This is a genomic window from Brevibacterium gallinarum, from assembly GCF_014836885.1.
In the GTDB taxonomy this organism is placed as follows: Bacteria; Actinomycetota; Actinomycetes; order Actinomycetales; family Brevibacteriaceae; genus Brevibacterium; species Brevibacterium gallinarum.
In genome coordinates this window covers 208,952-226,104 of sequence record NZ_JACSPY010000001.1, presented here as the reverse complement: position 1 = coordinate 226,104, position 17,153 = coordinate 208,952, and the positions used below count along the sequence as shown (strand labels likewise).

At 65.0% G+C, this 17,153-nt stretch carries 20 protein-coding genes; 8 read left to right on the top strand and 12 right to left on the bottom strand.

The genetic code is table 11. The features are described from left to right. Positions 1–12: 12 nt before the first annotated feature. From H9634_RS01240 to H9634_RS01205, 8 genes are all read left to right on the top strand, one after another. Positions 13–879 carry a tyrosine-type recombinase/integrase gene (locus H9634_RS01240; RefSeq protein ID WP_191725012.1) on the top strand — a complete coding sequence of 289 codons (867 nt, stop codon included), beginning with the start codon at positions 13–15 and terminating at the stop codon, positions 877–879. A 130-nt stretch (positions 880–1,009) separates the two neighbouring features. After that, positions 1,010–1,336 (top strand): GNAT family N-acetyltransferase, encoded by a 327-nt coding sequence (locus H9634_RS01235; protein WP_191725011.1) that lies wholly within the window; start codon positions 1,010–1,012, stop codon positions 1,334–1,336. Between the two features lie 30 nt (positions 1,337–1,366). Further along, positions 1,367–1,561, top strand: coding sequence for a hypothetical protein (locus H9634_RS01230; protein ID WP_191725010.1), 195 nt, complete (start codon positions 1,367–1,369; stop codon positions 1,559–1,561). 53 nt (positions 1,562–1,614) lie between these two features. After that, positions 1,615–1,998, top strand: coding sequence for a helix-turn-helix domain-containing protein (locus tag H9634_RS01225; protein WP_191725009.1), 384 nt, complete (start codon positions 1,615–1,617; stop codon positions 1,996–1,998). After that, entirely contained in the window at positions 1,995–2,723 is a 729-nt protein-coding gene (locus H9634_RS01220) for a hypothetical protein (protein WP_191725008.1), read from the top strand. The genes H9634_RS01225 and H9634_RS01220 overlap by 4 nt, the downstream gene beginning before the upstream one ends. A gap of 68 nt (positions 2,724–2,791) precedes the next feature. Then, positions 2,792–3,589 carry a tyrosine-type recombinase/integrase gene (locus H9634_RS01215; protein WP_191725007.1) on the top strand — a complete coding sequence of 266 codons (798 nt, stop codon included), beginning with the start codon at positions 2,792–2,794 and terminating at the stop codon, positions 3,587–3,589. 124 nt (positions 3,590–3,713) lie between these two features. Continuing rightward, positions 3,714–3,914: a hypothetical protein gene (locus H9634_RS01210; protein WP_191725006.1), complete on the top strand. Its 201-nt coding sequence runs from the start codon at positions 3,714–3,716 to the stop codon at positions 3,912–3,914. A 132-nt stretch (positions 3,915–4,046) separates the two neighbouring features. Then, positions 4,047–4,547 (top strand): hypothetical protein, encoded by a 501-nt coding sequence (locus H9634_RS01205; RefSeq protein ID WP_191725005.1) that lies wholly within the window; start codon positions 4,047–4,049, stop codon positions 4,545–4,547. Positions 4,548–4,624: 77 nt separating this feature from the next. Here the strand turns inward: H9634_RS01205 and H9634_RS01200 are convergent, their stop codons facing one another. The 12 genes from H9634_RS01200 to H9634_RS01140 form a co-directional block, all read right to left on the bottom strand. Continuing rightward, complete coding sequence (locus H9634_RS01200; protein WP_191725004.1) at positions 4,625–4,852, bottom strand: hypothetical protein; 228 nt, start codon at positions 4,850–4,852, stop codon at positions 4,625–4,627. Positions 4,853–4,854: 2 nt separating this feature from the next. Beyond that, positions 4,855–5,232: a holin gene (locus tag H9634_RS01195; RefSeq protein WP_191725003.1), complete on the bottom strand. Its 378-nt coding sequence runs from the start codon at positions 5,230–5,232 to the stop codon at positions 4,855–4,857. A gap of 12 nt (positions 5,233–5,244) precedes the next feature. Beyond that, the gene (locus H9634_RS01190) at positions 5,245–6,171 is read right to left on the bottom strand and encodes a hypothetical protein (RefSeq protein ID WP_191725002.1); all 927 of its coding nucleotides are present in this window, start codon (positions 6,169–6,171) and stop codon (positions 5,245–5,247) included. Between the two features lie 741 nt (positions 6,172–6,912). Continuing rightward, complete coding sequence (locus tag H9634_RS01180) at positions 6,913–7,143, bottom strand: hypothetical protein (protein WP_191725000.1); 231 nt, start codon at positions 7,141–7,143, stop codon at positions 6,913–6,915. A gap of 82 nt (positions 7,144–7,225) precedes the next feature. Beyond that, positions 7,226–8,272, bottom strand: coding sequence for a hypothetical protein (locus H9634_RS01175; RefSeq protein WP_191724999.1), 1,047 nt, complete (start codon positions 8,270–8,272; stop codon positions 7,226–7,228). A gap of 16 nt (positions 8,273–8,288) precedes the next feature. Then, entirely contained in the window at positions 8,289–9,398 is a 1,110-nt protein-coding gene (locus H9634_RS01170) for a Gp37-like protein (RefSeq protein ID WP_191724998.1), read from the bottom strand. 16 nt (positions 9,399–9,414) lie between these two features. Then, positions 9,415–10,959: a hypothetical protein gene (locus tag H9634_RS01165; RefSeq protein WP_191724997.1), complete on the bottom strand. Its 1,545-nt coding sequence runs from the start codon at positions 10,957–10,959 to the stop codon at positions 9,415–9,417. Between the two features lie 2 nt (positions 10,960–10,961). Further along, positions 10,962–15,350 carry an aggregation-promoting factor C-terminal-like domain-containing protein gene (locus H9634_RS01160; RefSeq protein WP_191724996.1) on the bottom strand — a complete coding sequence of 1,463 codons (4,389 nt, stop codon included), beginning with the start codon at positions 15,348–15,350 and terminating at the stop codon, positions 10,962–10,964. Beyond that, complete coding sequence (locus H9634_RS01155) at positions 15,350–15,715, bottom strand: hypothetical protein (RefSeq protein ID WP_191724995.1); 366 nt, start codon at positions 15,713–15,715, stop codon at positions 15,350–15,352. The genes H9634_RS01160 and H9634_RS01155 overlap by 1 nt, the downstream gene beginning before the upstream one ends. Before the next feature lie 71 nt (positions 15,716–15,786). Next, positions 15,787–16,128 carry a hypothetical protein gene (locus H9634_RS01150; protein ID WP_191724994.1) on the bottom strand — a complete coding sequence of 114 codons (342 nt, stop codon included), beginning with the start codon at positions 16,126–16,128 and terminating at the stop codon, positions 15,787–15,789. A 26-nt stretch (positions 16,129–16,154) separates the two neighbouring features. Beyond that, complete coding sequence (locus H9634_RS01145; RefSeq protein WP_191724993.1) at positions 16,155–16,373, bottom strand: hypothetical protein; 219 nt, start codon at positions 16,371–16,373, stop codon at positions 16,155–16,157. Between the two features lie 90 nt (positions 16,374–16,463). After that, positions 16,464–17,138 carry a hypothetical protein gene (locus tag H9634_RS01140; RefSeq protein WP_191724992.1) on the bottom strand — a complete coding sequence of 225 codons (675 nt, stop codon included), beginning with the start codon at positions 17,136–17,138 and terminating at the stop codon, positions 16,464–16,466. Positions 17,139–17,153 lie beyond the last annotated feature (15 nt).

The window sequence follows — 17,153 nt, the reverse complement described above, 5'->3', positions numbered from 1 at the left end:
AGGCATAGAAGCATGCCTGTTCTTCCCACCCCCGAGGCATGGACCTCACCGCTTAACGACTTCACCACCTGGATGCGCGCCGGCCACTACCCGGCCAGCACCCAATACCTCCGCCTATACCATCTGCGACGCTTCGCCACTAGCACCGAGCTCGCGCCCTGGGACGTCACCACGGCCGACCTCCTCGAATGGCTCTCAGCCCACGACTGGAAAGCCAGCACCAAGAACTCCAACCGCGCCACACTGCGCAGCTTCTACGGCTGGGCCTACGCCGCCGGCCGGATCGACCACGACCCCGCCGCCCTGCTCCCCAAGATCACCGCCGCCGCCGGCCTACCCAGGCCCTGCCCCGAACCGATCATCGCCCAAGCACTCGCAACCGCCGGCGAGCGCGAGCGGCTCATGATCCGCCTCGGAGCTGAAGCCGGGCTGCGCTCATGCGAGATCTGTCGCGTGCACCTGCGCGATCTTGTCGGCGAGCACGGCGACCGGGCGATCATCGTCCACGGCAAGGGCGCGAAAGAGCGGACCGTGCCGCTGGCTGATGGCCTGTACCTCGACCTCGAAGCCCGGGCCCGGCGCAACGGCGGGTACGTCTTCGATGGCCAGATCGGCGGGCACCTGTCGAACAAGCGCGTCATCGAGCTGCTCGCCGACGCGCTGCCCGGCAAGTGGACGGGTCACACGTTGCGGCATCGATTCGCCACGGTCACACTGCGGGCGACCAAGGACCTGCGCGTCGTCCAAGAGCTCCTCGGCCACGCCTCCGTTGCAACCACCCAGGTCTACACCGCCGTCGACACCGACTCCAAGCGCGCCGCGGTGCTCGCAGCGGCCGTCGGATGCGCGACACCCGAGGCGCTCAAACGGGCGTCATGACCCGCGGCCCCGGGCGAAAAGTTCTCGGCTTCACCCTCACCAAGTTGCACTATACCCATTTTGGGTGTATACTAGAGGTATAGAAAGCAAGGGAGACCAGCTCCCGGCTACCGATCACAAGGAGATCGACATGACCGCCACCTACCGCACCGGCACCTACTACGGCGAGACCGAGCAGATGCACATCTGGGAGATCACCGACGAGCACGGCATCGCCGCCGAACTCTATGTCAGCCTCGACCACCACGAAATCATGAGCATCGAGGTCCGCGCCGACCGCCGCGGCGAGGGACTGGCCCGCGAACTCTTCGAAGCCGCTGACGCACAGATCGGCATCTACCACACCCTCGACGCCCACATGACCCCCGAGGGTCAGGCATTCTTCGAAGCCGTCGGCGGCGAGCAGGTCACCGAATGCCACATCACCCACTGCGCCTGCACCGACATCGCAGCCTGACCCGCCCCGTCATCTGAAAGGACATCAGCCATGACACGCTACACCACCCGCGATGAGGCCATTGCCCGCGAGATCATCGAACCCATCGAAGCCGGCCAGGCGACCGCCGCCGAGTTCGACATCGACGCGATCGCCGACCAGGTGCTCGGCAGCTACGAAGACGGCTACGCCTGCCAGGTCGAGCACGACGAGTTCTGGCAGATCATCGCCGACAACGCCAAGTGACCTCAATGCGCCCCGGCCCCGCCGGGGCGCACTCACCTTCTGAAAGGACGCCAATGAGCGACGACCGCATGACCGGCGCGCACTTCCGGGCGCTGCGCACCTACCTCGGCTACTCGGTTGCCGACATCGCCGACTACCTCGGCGTGTCCATCAACTCAGCCCGCGCCTGGGACAAGGGCGCGTACTCCCCACCGGCCGGTGTCATCGCCGAGCTCGGCAAGCTGCAAGCAGCGACCGAGCTAGCCGTCACCTACCTGTCCGACCACTACAGCCGCAACCGCATCGAGTGGCCCATGGAGATCCCCCGCACCGCCGAGCAGATCGACGACATGCGACCCCAGATCATCATGCCCGGCCCCGTCACCGTCGACTGGTGGAAACTCGTCGGCATCCGCGTCTGCGAACGCGTCCCGGGGCTCACCCTGGAGTGGGCATGAGACGCTACGTGCTCCGCGCCGCCCAGCTACCGGAGCTCGCAGTCCGATTCTCGCTACCAGACGAGGCGCACCTGATGTGGGTGACCAAGGCCATGTCCCGCCTCGCCGTCGAGTACGCCGACTCAATCCCAGACTGCGACTGGACGGCAATCCAGCCCGCCCGACACGGCATCGTCGTCTGGGAAGGCGGCACCGGCCAAGAGTGCGTCGGCGCCGATGGGCGAGCGCAGATCGTGCGTGGTGTCGCCTGGTCGGATGACGCGGTGGTGGGGATGACGTTCAAGGCTCTTGCGGATCCGCCTGAACGCAGCGCGTTCCCGCTGACCGGCGCGACCCAGGCGATGGGTCTCGACCAGCTGAGGGCATCGGGGCTGTGGCGGCTGCTTGCGACTACGCTTGTGCTTGCGGAGACGCCGACGGTTGCTCGGCAGCGGCGGCAGCCTGCCTACCATCCGACCGGCACCGGTCGGCCACCACACGTCCACGAGATCACGACCGTGCTGCTGCGCGAAGCGCTCGACACCGGTGTACAGCCGGAACGGGGCGGCGGAGAGGACAGGAAATGGCAGCTGACCCACCGGCACCTCGTCCGTGGCCACTGGAGGGCACAGGCCTGTGGCCCCAAACGAGCCGAGCGAAAGCCCACCTTCGTGCCGCCCTACATCAAAGGACCCGAGGGGGCGCCGATCCGGCAGACAAGCCGCGTGCACATCTGGCAGCGCTAACCGACACTCAGCTGATCGAACGGCATCTCGCCACTTACTCGGCGAAGACCACTCACAACCGCAGGATCGTGCTGCGCGAATGGCTGCAACGCTGCGACCAGGCCGGCATACCGGTGCGCGACGTCGATCTCGCGTTCGCGGAGATGACGGTCGCGGCGTGGCGTCGGCGCGGCCTGCGAGAGCGCACCGTCGGCACCTACGTCGACACCGTGCACGCCTTCTACCGGTGGCTGACCGACCACAACATCGTCGCCGAGTCCCCGTTCGAGCGGATCAAACGTCCCCGGCGGGAGCGCCGCTCGAACCTCATTAGCCTCACACGCGACGAAGCGGCCGCGGTGCTCGCTGCAGCCCAGGCGCACAGTCCGCGAGCTTTCGCAGTCATCGCCCTGTTCCTCCTCAACGGCTTGCGCATGAACGACGTGAGGACGCTGCGGGCCACCGACATCGAGCACCGGGACGGCCAGATGGTTCTGCACCTGCGCCACCGGAAGTTCGGCACCCAACAGAGGATCGTAGCCGCCCGGACCGTCGCGGAAGCACTCACCGCCTACGTCGGCGCCCGGCGCACCGGGTACGTCATGCAGGCCAATCCCCGGTACGCCCGCCGCAACGCGCCCCTATCCAAGGAGACGTTCGAACGTGACCTCAGCCAGGTGTGCGCCCGCGCCGGCATCGAGGAAGTCACCGCCCACCAGCTACGAGCCACATTCATCACCCTCGCCCTCGACGCCGGCGTGCCCCTACGCGACGTCATGGTCGCAGCCGGCCATTCATCGAGAGGCTCCACCCACTACTACGACACGCTCTGGCGCTCCACCAGAACAACAGCACCCCACCGCCTCAACGACTACCTCCGAGAATGACGGAAGTCGCCCTGAGACCAAGAACAGCCAGGTGACCGGATTCCACATTCTTCCAGCCCCCCTAAATTGTTGTCATTGACAACTGTTCGTGATAGACTGAGAGCACAACAACATAGAGGAGGTGATGAGAATCGATAAGCGAGTCAAGAAGCTCGTCAAGTCGCTCGAAGCGCAGGGATGGAGGATCGAAACCCGGAAGAAAGGCATCATGGCCTTCCCGCCGGATAAGACCAAAAGCCCGGTCACGATCCACCTGACCAACTCAGACCACCGCTGGTACGCCAATACCATCGCACTGCTGAGACGCAGCGGCTTCATCGAGTGAGGCGGTGGAGGAACTCACGTCGGGAAACTGAGTTCCTCCACCATACGCTCGCTATCGACTCCGAATCAACCCAAAGCAACCAACGAATCAACCCAAAGCAACCAACGGAAGCCACCGACCAAGGAGCGAACAATGACCACCTGGCACGCGAACGTGGCGTTCACCACGGATTCCACGTTCACCCACGACGCAGCGTTCGACGTGCTCGACAAACTCTCCGAGCACGCCGCAGCCGTCGCGCCCCGCGTTGACGCAACCGGCGGCGACATCAGCTTCACCATCGAAGCTGCCACCATTACCGCAGCCATCAACACCGCCATCACCACCATCACCAACACCGTGACCTCGATCGCTAGCCGCCCGACCATCGATGCAATCGAGATCACGACCGAAACAGAACTCGACAAACGCCTGGCAGAGCCGGTCTTCCCCGAAGTCATTGGCTTCGCAGAAATCGCCGAACTCGCCGGTGTCTCTCGGCAGAGAGCACGCCAGTTCGCCACAATCGACGGATTCCCGGCACCGGTGATCACCACCGCACAGGGACCGCTGATGACCAAAGCCGCTGTCGAGCGCTGGATCGAAAACCGCAACACCCGCCCCGGCCGCCCCAAAGCAGCCGTGAGCGCATAACCTCCACCGCCTCACACGGAGAACACAAAAAGCGCCCCCGCACCGTAACGGTGCGGGGGCGCTCAACCGTTCCCGGATCAGACTGTCTCCTGGTCTGCGGGCCGTATCGTAACGTCCCCAGTGTCGTCGACTGTGAGCCGGCCAGTTGAGAAAGCCTCAGTCATCACATCAGGATTCGCCTCGGCGATCTCATCGACTCTCTCCGACAGATCCCGCTCTATCGCCGAGCGAACCTGGCGGCGGGCCAACAGCTTACGCAGCCGCTCAATCTCAGCAGCGATCTCTTCATCCGTCATCTCGTCCATGATCAATGCTCCGGACGGTAGATGATCGGCTCAGACGCCTCGTCATCGCTCATCTCAACCGGGGCCGGCAGCTCCGGCCCCACCTCGCCCGGCTCACCGGTAACCTCCTGGTGCGCCTCCCACACCTCAGCCTCAGCCGAGCGCACACCAATCGCCTCAGTCGCCACCAGGGCGGGGCCAGGCGTACCGATCGGCGACGACGCCACCGACATGAGCACAGAGACGATCGTGGCCAGAGAGGCGACGGACAGGACGGAGGTCCAGTCGATGTCGAGGATGCCCAGGCCGTCGCCGGCGAGCAGCGCGGCCGAGGCCTGTGCGAAGGTGCGAAGGGCGCGCTCACCTGTCGCGGCCCAGAATTCGCTAGTGTAGATGTTCATGATGTGTGCTCCTTACTCGTAGAACGCGGCCGAGCGGACGCGCTTGACCGTGACAGGGCTGACGGAATGGTTGGCGATTTCCAGCTGGTACTCGACCGAGCTGACGGTCTTAGAGCCGCGCTTACCGCCAGGCTGGGTGCCGCCAAACTGCTCGACCTGCGGGACATGGACCGACGACCAGCCGCCCGTGCCCGCCGGGAACGAGTGCTCCTCGAACGGGCGTGTGATCTCCGAGCCGCCGCCCTTGAAGTAGTAGACGATGATGATCTGGGCCTTCACGTCTGCGCCAGCCGGCACCGATGCGAGGGTCGCGTCTGCCTGCAGCATGAACTTCTGCCCGCGCCGGCGAGGCCGGGCGATGTAGTGCGGTCCCGCGCTTGTCTTTGTCGCCGGGTGCAACCTGACGCGGGTGCGGGTGCGCGGTTTGATGGTCTGGTCGCTGACTCGCGACCTCTGTTCGTATCCGGACATGCCGAAGAATCCCTTCTCAGTCGTCTCTGTGGTTGGTGGTGTCGGGGCCGGGACGGTCGTGGTGCCGCCGAGACCCGGCCATGCGCTCGTGTCGTCCTCCAGACGGGAGTACACGCACGACACGTGCGCGTGTGCGGTGTGTGGGTTCGCGCCGGCGTAGGGTCGCCACCGCCGGGCGATCGACGGGTTGAAGATCTGCCGGTTCGAGATCAGGTATTTGATGCGCCGATCGCCGGCCTTGGCGAGCCTGCGCATGTAGGCGTGCGCGTCGAACCCGCCCTTCGGGTCGTGCGTGAAGTCGCGGGCATGGACGATGCCGCGACTGTCGGGGTTGTGATCGGATTTGCGAGCCGAGTGCGCGGCGTCACCGATCGATCCGTCCGAGCGTTTCGACCGGCGCGGGGCGTAGGCGTTGATCTGGGCGAGCAGCTTGTCGAGGCTGCGTGCCACTCTCCATGAGCGAGCCATAGTCTTCTCCTTGAATGACGAAACCCCGCACGAGGCGGGGTTGGGTAGTTGAGAGCGGTCAGTCGGCAGGGACTGGAGCCTCGGGAGTTACACGGCACGGCCCAGGCACTTCCTCCGTCGCACCGTCGCTGTAGGTGACCTTCCAAGCGCCGTCGCTACCGCAGGCGATAGAGGCGATGCCGCGACCACTCTCACCAGCGGCACCACGGTCACCACGCGGGCCGGGAGGTCCAGCAGGGCCGGGATCACCCTTCGGGCCAGGCGGGCCAGCAGCACCGTCCTTGCCGTCCGCGCCTGCAGCACCGGCACGACCCGCCGGGCCGGGCACCGTCGAATCCTGACCGTCGGAGCCGGGGCGACCAGCAGGGCCGGGCACACTCGAGTCCTTACCCGCCGGGCCCGGCACGCCCTGGACACCACGGCCGGCAGGCCCGACCGGGCCGGGAGGACCCGGTGGACCGGCCGGACCAACCCGGCCTGTCGTGTTGGGGTCGGTGGCTTGCTGTTTGACAGCATCGGCTTGGTGGCAGATTGACCTGCCGTCGATCTTCACGTCGCCCTGACGGCACGCCTGCTGCACTTCGGCAGCAAGAGTCTCCGCATTCGCCCGAGCATCATCGGCGTCTTGTTTCGCCTGCTGCTCTGACACCCACATGAGCGCCAGGCTAGCCGCGATCGCCAGGATGCAGATGAAGAGCACCCAGCGGGGAGGGAACTCGGCACGGCGGTGTCTAGGGGTGTTCATGGTGCTTCACCTCTGAGACGTGCATGAAGGGCGTCGTTCTCTGCCTCGACGCGGGCGAGTTCGGCTCTGAGTGCCGTGACCTCGACGCGTAGACGTTCGTTGTCTGCGCGCAGCTCGTCACGCAGTTCGCGTTCCGAGCGGCGGAAGTAGACGAACATGCCGGCGATGCCGCCGATGCCGAATGTGGGGCCTGCGAGGTCTTTGAGCATCTGCATGAAGTCATCCACACGCGTGTCTCACCTCCGGCATGCCGCGTTTCCCGTCGAGTGTGTGGATGATCCGGTCAGGCATGACCGACTCCTGGAGTGGTCATGACACATAGCCCTTGACCGGGAACCGGATTCCGTCGAGGCAGAACCACTTGATGGTCGACTCGGTGTAGTAGCCGAGGTCGTTGTACGTCGGGGTGCCATCCATCGTGTCCACGCGGCAGGGCCGCCCACCCGTGGTAGCGACTGGGAACGCCCGGAACGGTGACATGTCGAGGCCAGGAATCCAACCGAATTGCTTAGTGGTGTTCCGGGTGAGGTCGCCCTTGTCTTTCCGTTCGATGCTCCCTCTGAGTTCGACGTAGCCGTCCTTCACCCGGTACTGCGGAGTGTTCCCCCCGCTACTCGTGTACTCGGAGCGCAAGCCGATGTTCTTCCATGGAGGGTTGGTGATATTGTCCCAGCGCTGCGGACGCCCATCCGGGTCGTCACCATCAGCCTGATAGATCGCTCCCGCCTCGTGACCGTAGGTGATGATGCATGTCGTACCCCACAGGACAGACTGAGGTGACGGCAGCTGCTCGGCGGTGTCGACCGTCAGCTGCGGCGCGGCCTTCGGCCGCACCTGGACCAGCTTCACATCCGAGAGCAGCTGAGAAGGCTCACACGGCACGATCCACAGCACGATATGCCGGCGACCGCCCGACGTCGGCGGCTCACCCGCATAGGTCTGCACACTGATCGGCCCCTCAGGCCGTGAGTGTCCAAGCGGATCGTAGGTCAGGCACACGTGGTAACGCGTCGACGTCGCCGGCATCGGCAGTGAGATCGTCACGTCCTGCAGGAGCCGGTAGAAGAACCCGGCGATCGCGGCCTTCCCATCGCCGGTGGTCTTCGACACGGTCAGCTGCGCGGTGCGCGTCGCATCATCGAGCTGCCGCAGCCAGAACGGCTGCCCTCCCTCGTCTGCAATACCCGACGGCGTCGCGATCATCATCTGCATGAACTCGTCATCGCTGATGTCCTGCCCGACGATCGGGAACGAATACTGAGCTGCCGGCCGCTGACGCGGCTGCGGAGTGATCAGCGCCTCATGCGCATCCAACCGCGCATCCTGCACCAGGTCATAAGCTGTCGGATCTGCCATCTTGATCTCCTTCGTCTCACACTGCCGCGATCCGCCGCAGCTGCTTCGTCAGCTTCGTAGTCCGCTTCACCCAACCCGGGGCATCCAACTCCTCGGCGACCGGGCCGACCTGCAGCTTCACCTCGACGCCGCCAGTCGACCAGTCGATCTGCCCAGACTGGACTACGTCGACGATCTCGACACCAGACCGGAGAGACACGGTGACCGTGTCACCGACGGTGAAATCTCGGAGGAAGCGCCGAGCCTGCGTGTCCGTGACCTCCAGGCTGATCGCAGCCTGCTCCTGCCCTTCAGCGAGCGTCTCCTCACCGGCCTTGACCAGCTCGGCGAGCTCATCGGTGTCACGACGGTCCTGGAACTGCAGCGCAGACACTCCCCACTCGGAAGCGTTGCCCGAGACCAGTCTGAGCGTGCGCTGCGCACCCTGGCCTTGCCCAGCAACAAGAACGTCGGTCACGCTCGGCGCCTTCCGCTCCAGTTTCCAGCCCGTCAGCCCACCCGAGGCCTCGGAGAACCGCACTCTCCGCGACCGATCGGCTACCGGCCTGATCTCGACGCGAACCTGCCCGTCCTCCAACCACGACACGATCCCCAGCTCGGCACCGAGGATCGACCGCAGCTCCTCAATCAGGGGCTGAAACCTCGACGCCACCTGCACCTGCCGTCCGACACCCGGCAACCCGGCGAGCGCGATGGGTCGTCGTCGAGTGTGGTGGGCGGTGGGTCCGAGGTGCGTGGTGATGAGCTGTGCGGCGATGGTGTCGGCGCGGCCGTTGGCGGTCCAGCTGGCGGCGTCGGATTGTTGGTCGGCTGGCCGGGCCGGGTTTGGGAGGGTGATGGTGTCTGCGAGCCATGCGAGGTGGGAGCGGCCGGAGATCCGAGTGGTGGTAACGCCGGCTTTGGATTCGGCGGTGATCTGGTCGGGTTGTCCGGAGATGATCTGTTCGCCGGTGTCGGTGTGGAGGGTGATGTGCCAGCCGGGTTCGAAGCGTCGCCAGGTGCGGGTGTCGGGCACGTCGATTGTGAATGTGGCGACGCCGTTGTTGCGGAGGAGCACGGTGCCTGAGGCGGTGACGATGCGGCCGCGGCGGCGCAGCTGCCGGTCGTAGAGCGTTGCTGTGAACACCAGGGATCCTTCCTTGTCAGTGGCCGGCGTGGTAGGGCGGTCGGTACGTCAGGTGGATCGCTGACTGCGGTGTCGCTGCGACCATGGAGAGCTTCAGGCGGTGAGTGCCGGGGGCGAGGTGGAGGACGGAGGGCTCACCGTCGACACGGTCCCAGAGGTCACCGGATGCGTCGAAGACGTCGTAGTGGTGCTCACGTGAGTCGATGGTGATCGGCTCACGGATCTCCCCTGTGATGGCGATGTGCTCGTCGCCGCGGCTGATCTGCACGTCGCGGCCGGGGCCTGCGATTGTGGCGATTGCCTGCACGGGCTCGTCTGCGTCGATGGTGATGACGTGCTCTCCGGCGACCGTGGAGGACGAGAGGCGGATCGGGAAGAACGGCAGTGCACCAGTCGTGGCGACAGCCTGTTCGATCGAGGCAGATCCCGGGCCGGCGACCCATTCGTAAGCCCGGCCTGAAGCGGTGGTGTCGCCGTCAAAGTACGGTCCGGCCTCCGGGCCCGGCTCGATGAGCACTTCGTCAAGCCACATCGACTCCCCGGGCGGGACGTCACGCAGCTGCCCACCGACGGATCGCAACAGCTGGATCTGAAACAGGATAGGCGCATCGGTGAGACCGGTCGTGGTGTGAGTGATGCGTCGCCAATCGGTGCCGGCACGATGTGTCGATGAGTCACCTACCGGCTTCCAATAGGTGTCGAGCTGCCAGCAGGAAACTCGCACGTGGGTGACGGCGTCGGTGACCGCGACCTGTGCGGCCATCGTGACAGTGAAAAACTGCGGCATCGCCGGCTCTGGAGCAGGCTGTGGGCCAGCACCGTCGACGGCACCGCCGGAGAGGTCAGGCTCCTGCGCGGCAGGTAGTGGACTCGTGGCTGGAGTCAGGATGTGTGGGGTGCCGGTACCCTCGCCTGCGGTGACTCGCAGCGACCGGGATCCGGATGCCTTCATGCTGACGTCAAAGGCGATGGACTGCGCATCAGCACCGGTGAATGAGCCGTAGCGCGGTGAGGCGTACTCGCCGCCTGGATTGAGCGCAAGGTTGTGCCGTACCGCGTCTGGGGTGATGCCGGTGATGAAAGGTTTCCGTTGTCCGGTCACCGCGAACGTATGCTCGACCTCACTGCCGTAGAACATCGGATCAGCGGCCTCGAACTCGAGGACCATCGGCTGCGAGGTGATCCGGCGCGCCCAGCTGAAGTCACCCTCCAGCCCCGACTTATAGTCGGCGACGATCGACCGCGACCCGGTGACCTCGGAGTAGATCTCGATCTCCGTCGGCCCTGACGCGACGAGCCGTTCCACGCGCCGGCGCAGCAACTCCAGCTCACCATAATCACCGGTATGCACATCGAGCGGGAACAGCAGCGGCCGGCGCTCCCACCTCTTATGCTGCACCACCGACCCACCACCGGGCAGATCAAGATACGAGAGCTCCCGCGGCGGCAGCCCCGTGCCCGTCATTCCGGGCTTGAGCGTGAACGCATCTCCAACGCCGTCGAACGTGATCTTGTCGCCGTTCGCGCCGTGAAGCGTGATGATCGGACGCCTATAGACCATGCTCACACTCCCTCCGGGTGCAGCACCCGCCGCTTCTGCTCGTGCATATCCAGCCGGCGCAGCGCATCATCCATGTCCATCGCGTATAGCGCATCGATCTTCGTACCGATCCGCGTGCCACCTTCGCGAGCACCCAGCGCCGCCGCCCGAATGTCAGCAAACTGCCGCTCGGTGAACACCGCTTCTGGCCTGCCAGTCGCGTTCAGCGTCGCTGTCAGTCCCGGCGGCAGCCAACCGCCGTTGTCGTACAGCACCGGCCCACCGTCGCGGTAGTGCCGGTGCTTCTTCCAGAAATTCATCGCAGGAACCAGACCCTTGTAACGGTCCTGCGTGTACCGCACCACGGCATCGAGCTGAGCGTTCACCGGATGCTTCGACATCGGCGCCGACCCCAGATAGAACCTGGCGTTGTCGTTGATGAACTGCCCGAGACCACTGGCCGTCGATCGCGGGTTCTTCGCCCGAGGATTCCAGCTCGATTCCTTGGTCACGATGAAATCCAGAGCACGCCACCGAGCTCCTGTGACTGGCCAGCCCTTCGCTGCCGCCCACGCGAGCCCCTGACCCCGCGCAATTCCAGAGCCGACAAAGTTTCCGACGCCCTCCGCCGCGTCCTCGATGAGGTCAGCGACCTTGTGCGCGTTATCCTTGATCCACTGGATCGGCTTATCGACCAGCCACCGGCCGGCATCGCCGACGATCTTCCCGACCGGACCGAACTTCGCCATCTGCCCAGCGATCGCGTCTTTGATCTTCGTGAACGGATTCAGGAACGACCCAATATCGACCCCACCGCCGGATGCGGCACCGGAAAAGTTCCCGATGTCCGCCCCATTGGCGGTATCGATGTGCATGTGGTTGTAGTGGCCCGGTGCCCGCCAGATCACGCGGATCTTCGGGAACAGACGTTTGAACTCTGCAACGTGTCGGTCGAAAAACGCCATCTCCGTGGCGTTCTGCCCGCCGGGACCGTAGTTCAGATCGACCGCACGGTCGACATAGTGCAGCGAGTTCCGTGAATGGCCGGAGCGGACCGCACCACCGAACGCCGGATGCCGGCTACCGCGGGCGCCCTTACGCACCCACCAGTTCGCCGCATCGATGAGCGTGCCGCCCTTAGCGAGCCCCGGCGCGAAGTCATGCCCGTGATGCCACGGCCCCATCTGACCCCGGCGAGCGCGGTCGCGCATCGCTCGGACGGCGTCGTGTCCGCCGGCGCCGCGGACTTCTCTGGCGGTCCAGACGTGCTCGTTGCGTGAGAGCCATGCGGGCACGCTGTCGGAGGTCTCGGTGCCGGGTCCCCAGACCTTGCCGCCGGCGCGGAAGCCCTGCGGCAGCTGCACGCGCTTCGGACGGTCTTTCTCGGCGACGTTGAAGAACTTCGCGATGTCATTGAATTTGTCGATGATTCCCTTGTTGATCACCGTTTCAATGACGAATCGGACCGGCTTCTTCGCGACTTCCTTGATCTTGTCCCAGGCTTTTCCGATCGCGTCTTTACCCGCCCGGAATGCAGCCGGGACCGTGTTCTTGATCGCGTTAGTCAGCGGAGAGAAGACCTTGTCGCGGATGAAATTCCAGGCGGTGGAGATCGCGTTCTTGATGCCGTTCCAGACCGGTGTGATGACGCTATCGCGCAGCCAGGTGAAGACCGGGCCGAGAGTATGGCGGATGAACGACACGACGAAGCTGAAGATGATCTTCGCACCGGTCCACCACGTGGTGATCACCCACTTGATACCGGCGAAGACCGGCTTCACCACGTTGTTATACAGCCACGAGAACGTCATAGCCATGACCATGCGAATGAACGACACGGCGAAGCTGAAGATGATCTTCGCACCGGTCCACCACGTGGTGATCACCCACTTGATGCCGGCGAAGACCGGCTTGACCACGTTGTTATACAGCCACGAGAACACCGGCGCGAGGACGTTTCGAATGAACATATTGATCGCGGCGAAAACGATCTTGATCGACACCCACGCGATCTGGATCGCAGCGCGGATGATCTGCCACACGACAGAGGCGACGCCGGCGAAGAACCGGAAGACCGGCACGACGTAGGTCTGGATGACGGAGACGATGGCGCTGAAGACGGTTTGGATGACCGCCCACGATATCGAGATCGCAGTCCGGATCCCGTTCCACACCGGCTGAATCACGTTCGAGTACAGCCACGAGAACACCCCGCCGACGGCGGAGGTGCCGGACTCGATCCCCGGTGCGAGAGTGTTCTGGAACCACGTCACGACCACGGCGGCTGCGGCCTTGATGCCCTCCCAAGCCGGCTTGAACACCGACTCAGCCAGCCAGGTGACCGCTGTGGCGACGCCGCGGATCACCGGCACAAGCACGGCGGCGAGCACCTGCACCAGCCAGGCGACGATCTTCAGCGCCACCCGGATCACCGGAACGAGCAGCGAGATCAGCGCAGTCACCAGCGGCACCACGGCACGAACCACCGACGCGATGACCTGCGCGACCACACCGAACACCGAGACGACCGCCGGCATGAGCGAGGACACGATCGAGGCCACCACCGGCACGAACGACGACACCAGCGTCGACACCAACCCAGCGACGACCGGCACCACCTGCGACATCACCGACGCGAACGCGCCCGAGATCTGCGAGGCGAGCGCCGAAAACGTGCCCACCAGCTGCGCGAAAACTGGCTTGAGGCGCTCGAACTCGGCCTTGACCGGCGCGAACGCCGTGACGATGTCGCTGGTGAACTGCGCCCACAGCGCGCGGCCCTCGTCGGTCTTCGTGAAGAACTGCTGCAGCCCGAATGCGACGGCGGCGATCGCACCGATCACGAGCATCCACGGCCCGGCCTTCATCGCGAGATTGAGCGCACGCGTCGCGACTGCTGCGGCACGCGTTGCCACCGACGAGGCGATCATCGCGACCTTGTGCCCGACCAGCGATGCCGTCGACCCCACGACCGACAGGCGCTGCGCGGCGAACCGGCGGATCATGCCATTGGTCACCGAGGCGTGCCACTTCGTCGCCGCGGCAGACAGCATCACCGCTACCCGGTTCCCCGAGTGCGCGGCCGTGTTCGTCGACGTCGCCGCTGTCTCACGCGCAGTGGCGAGCGCGGCACGGTTCTTCGCCGCGGCTCCACGGTTTTCGAGCAGGATGTTCGTCAGGCGCAGCGCGTTGTTGGCCAGGTAGACCGGCGCCATCGCGACCTCAGCCCAGCGCAGTCGCTCAGTGGCCGAGTTCACCGCGAACGTCGCGATCTTCCACGCGATGAACCCGGCGGCGATGACCGGCAGCAGCTTGACGACCGTGTCCATGTGCCGGCCGAGGAATCCCAGCACCGAGCCGACGGTGTTCATGACGAACCCGACAGCACGCCCGGTCGGGGCGAGCGCGGCCATGATGTTGTTGAGTCCACCGGTCTTGCTGGCGACGGTGCCGAGGTTCGGGGCGGCGGAGGCGAGGAACGACTGGAACGAGTCGAACTTGAGGCCGTCGAGCCACTTGGTGAGTCCGGCGATCGCGGGACTGAGGATCCGGCCGATCGCCTCGCCGAGGGGTTTAGCCGAGTCGGTCAGCCGGTCGATGACGCCGATGATGGAGATGAACAGCGGCTTGATCTGTGGGAATGCCCCGGCGAGCAGGACTGCTCCGAGCCGGGATGCGGCTGCACCGATGTTGCGCAGCGCGCCGGTGGTCGTGTTGCCGACCTCGAGGGCGGATCCGCCGAGACCCTCTTCCATCGCGGTCTGGAAGTCGGTGAAGCTGATCTGACCCTTGGTCGCGAGCTTCTGCACCTCTTCAGTGGTCAGGCCCATCGAGTCGGCGAGCATCTCCCAGATCGGGATGCCGCGTTCAAGCAGCATGTTCGCCTCGGTCGCCTGCATCTTGCCCTTGGCGGCGACCTTGTTGAAGATCTGCCCCATCTCGCTCATCGACACCTGGCCGATGGTGGCGGCGTCACCGACAAGTCGGAGGGTGCGCTCCAGATCTTGGCCGGGCTTGATTCCCGAGGCGACAGCTGAGGCGGCGACCTTCGCGGCCTCACCCATCCCGAAAGATGTGCCCTTCACGGCGGCGAGCGCGTTGTCCATGATCTGCTGCACGGACTGTGCGGAGTGGCCGAGGCCCTTCAGGGAGGCGGTGGCGTTTTCGATGTCGACCAGCCGCTCGAAGCCCTTCTTGAGGGAGTATCCGAGTCCGGCCGCGGCGGCGGCACCGACGGCGAGCGCCCCGGTCTTGACCGTCTTTCCCAGCGCAGATGCGAACGACCGGCCCGACGATGAGCCGGACCGGTCGAACGTCTTCTGCAGCTTTCCAGCCTCGGATTTGGCTTTGGACTGGAATCCCGGGAAAACGGGGGCTACGCGGATGAATGCACCGCCGATTGCAGACGCCACTATGCCCCCTTCCGCGGAGTGGTGAACAGGTCGAAGAGCCGGTTGACTTCTCTGAGCCGGCGCCGCTCACGCGCCCGGTCGATGGCGGTTTCAGCCCTCGGCACAGGTTTCGGCTTGTATTTCTTGCCCTGGGCAGCGACTGTGACGGCGGTGAGCCGTTCGACGGAGTCGATGAGCCGCGTTTGCAGGATCGTTTGTGCAGACGTGTCGGAGATCCGCATCTTCCACTGCTCGCCGCGCTTGTTCGGGTCTTCGTTTGCGACGATGAGCTCGGCGGTCTCGTCGTCGTTGAGCAGCGCTTCGCGATACCGGGACCCCTCGGGCAGCTGACGGATCAGGTCGATGAGTGCCCGGTATCGCCGCACCGCTACGAACTCGGCGAGGTCAACGTGGTAGACCTCGGCGAGGTCAGCACGGATTGGCCCGCGGAAACGCCTCAGGACGTCTGCGAGCCACCGGATTCCCCCGGATTACCGAACGAATCCTGGTAGAACTGCTGCGCGGCCGTGGCCAGCGCAGCGACGTGACGCAGCTTCGGCTTCTTCTCCATGAACGCCTCATACTGCTCGTCGCCGAGCAGCTGCTTGACCTGCCCTTCCAGGTCCTCCTCGGAGATCGACATCATCTCGTCGAAGTCGGCGTCGAACGGGTTCCGGCAGACGAACCGCTTCCCGCCGAACGAGAACGAATACTGTTCGAGATCGTCACCGGCGACCTCGTTGGCCAGTGTTTCGAGAACAGCGTGAGTCTTCGGCTTGTCGGTTTTCTTAGCAGCCATTGCGGGGTGTCCTTCCTTGAGTCGGGTTACTTCTTGACCTGGTAGCCCTGGGCGCGCAGAGATGCGATCTCGCCCGGGTGAGTCGTGGTGATCTCGTAGTCGCCGAGCACGAGCGTCGTCGCCTTGACCGGCTCCGGCTGCTTCGCCACGGCCGGCGCGGCCGGCTGAACTGCAGGAGCCGGTTCCGGCTGCTCGGTCTTCTTCTCTGCGCTGTCGTTCTTCGGCTCGTTCTTCTTCTCAGCCATCGTGCTGACCTCCTTCGTGGCGCGGAGTGTGAGTGAGAGCAGCGGAGACCGGCGCGCACCCCGCGCCACGCCGGCCCCCGGTCAGAGGGGTCACTCGCCAGGGCTTGAGGCGGCGAGCTTGAAGCCGGCGCGCTCAGCAGAGGCCTTGAAGCCGGCGCCGGCCCACAGGTGACGCACCGAGATACCCAGCTGCGGGTCCGGGAACGCCTTGTAGGTGAGGTTGTAAGACAGCGGATCGGTCATCGACCACACGAGATCATCGATCGAGTTGACCTTCACGCGCGGATACCACCGACCCATGAAGTACTCCCCGACGCCAGCACCGTCAGAACCGATCGCCACGATCCGCCCGAACTGCCGGATCGGGATCTCGGGCTCATCGAACACGAGGTTGCCGTCGGCATCGAGCGAAACGGTCGACAGGTCGATGCCGTGCGCTTCCTGCAACGTGATGCGGTTCGACTCCAGCGCGTTGACCTGGAACGTCCGCTCCTGACTGGTAGGATCCTCGCGCACCTCAGACAGATAGCCGTGCGCCTCGACACCCTCGGAGTCGAACTCGGACGAGAACGTCACCCCGTCATCCTTGGTGATCATGCCCAGCGGCTGATACTCCTCAGGCAGCGGAATCAGCTGCCCGTCGGCGCCGACGAGCTTTTCGACCTCGGGCGCATCCTCAGCTGCGAGCCAGATCGAGATGTTTTGTACCTTGCGGATCAGATCGGAGTTATCGGCCTTGGCCTTGAGCTCCTGCATCGTGGTCATCGGTCATTCCTTTCT

Bases quoted from the DNA above. Each gene is read 5' to 3' on its own strand.
- H9634_RS01240 (WP_191725012.1), top strand. From the start codon at position 13: ATGCCTGTTCTTCCCACCCCCGAGGCATGGACCTCACCGCTTAACGAC.
- H9634_RS01235 (WP_191725011.1), top strand. From the start codon at position 1,010: ATGACCGCCACCTACCGCACCGGCACCTACTACGGCGAGACCGAGCAG.
- H9634_RS01230 (WP_191725010.1), top strand. From the start codon at position 1,367: ATGACACGCTACACCACCCGCGATGAGGCCATTGCCCGCGAGATCATC.
- H9634_RS01225 (WP_191725009.1), top strand. From the start codon at position 1,615: ATGAGCGACGACCGCATGACCGGCGCGCACTTCCGGGCGCTGCGCACC.
- H9634_RS01220 (WP_191725008.1), top strand. From the start codon at position 1,995: ATGAGACGCTACGTGCTCCGCGCCGCCCAGCTACCGGAGCTCGCAGTC.
- H9634_RS01210 (WP_191725006.1), top strand. From the start codon at position 3,714: ATGAGAATCGATAAGCGAGTCAAGAAGCTCGTCAAGTCGCTCGAAGCG.
- H9634_RS01205 (WP_191725005.1), top strand. From the start codon at position 4,047: ATGACCACCTGGCACGCGAACGTGGCGTTCACCACGGATTCCACGTTC.
- H9634_RS01200 (WP_191725004.1), bottom strand. From the start codon at position 4,852: ATGGACGAGATGACGGATGAAGAGATCGCTGCTGAGATTGAGCGGCTG.
- H9634_RS01195 (WP_191725003.1), bottom strand. From the start codon at position 5,232: ATGAACATCTACACTAGCGAATTCTGGGCCGCGACAGGTGAGCGCGCC.
- H9634_RS01190 (WP_191725002.1), bottom strand. From the start codon at position 6,171: ATGGCTCGCTCATGGAGAGTGGCACGCAGCCTCGACAAGCTGCTCGCC.
- H9634_RS01175 (WP_191724999.1), bottom strand. From the start codon at position 8,272: ATGGCAGATCCGACAGCTTATGACCTGGTGCAGGATGCGCGGTTGGAT.
- H9634_RS01165 (WP_191724997.1), bottom strand. From the start codon at position 10,959: ATGGTCTATAGGCGTCCGATCATCACGCTTCACGGCGCGAACGGCGAC.
- H9634_RS01150 (WP_191724994.1), bottom strand. From the start codon at position 16,128: ATGGCTGCTAAGAAAACCGACAAGCCGAAGACTCACGCTGTTCTCGAA.
- H9634_RS01145 (WP_191724993.1), bottom strand. From the start codon at position 16,373: ATGGCTGAGAAGAAGAACGAGCCGAAGAACGACAGCGCAGAGAAGAAG.
- H9634_RS01140 (WP_191724992.1), bottom strand. From the start codon at position 17,138: ATGACCACGATGCAGGAGCTCAAGGCCAAGGCCGATAACTCCGATCTG.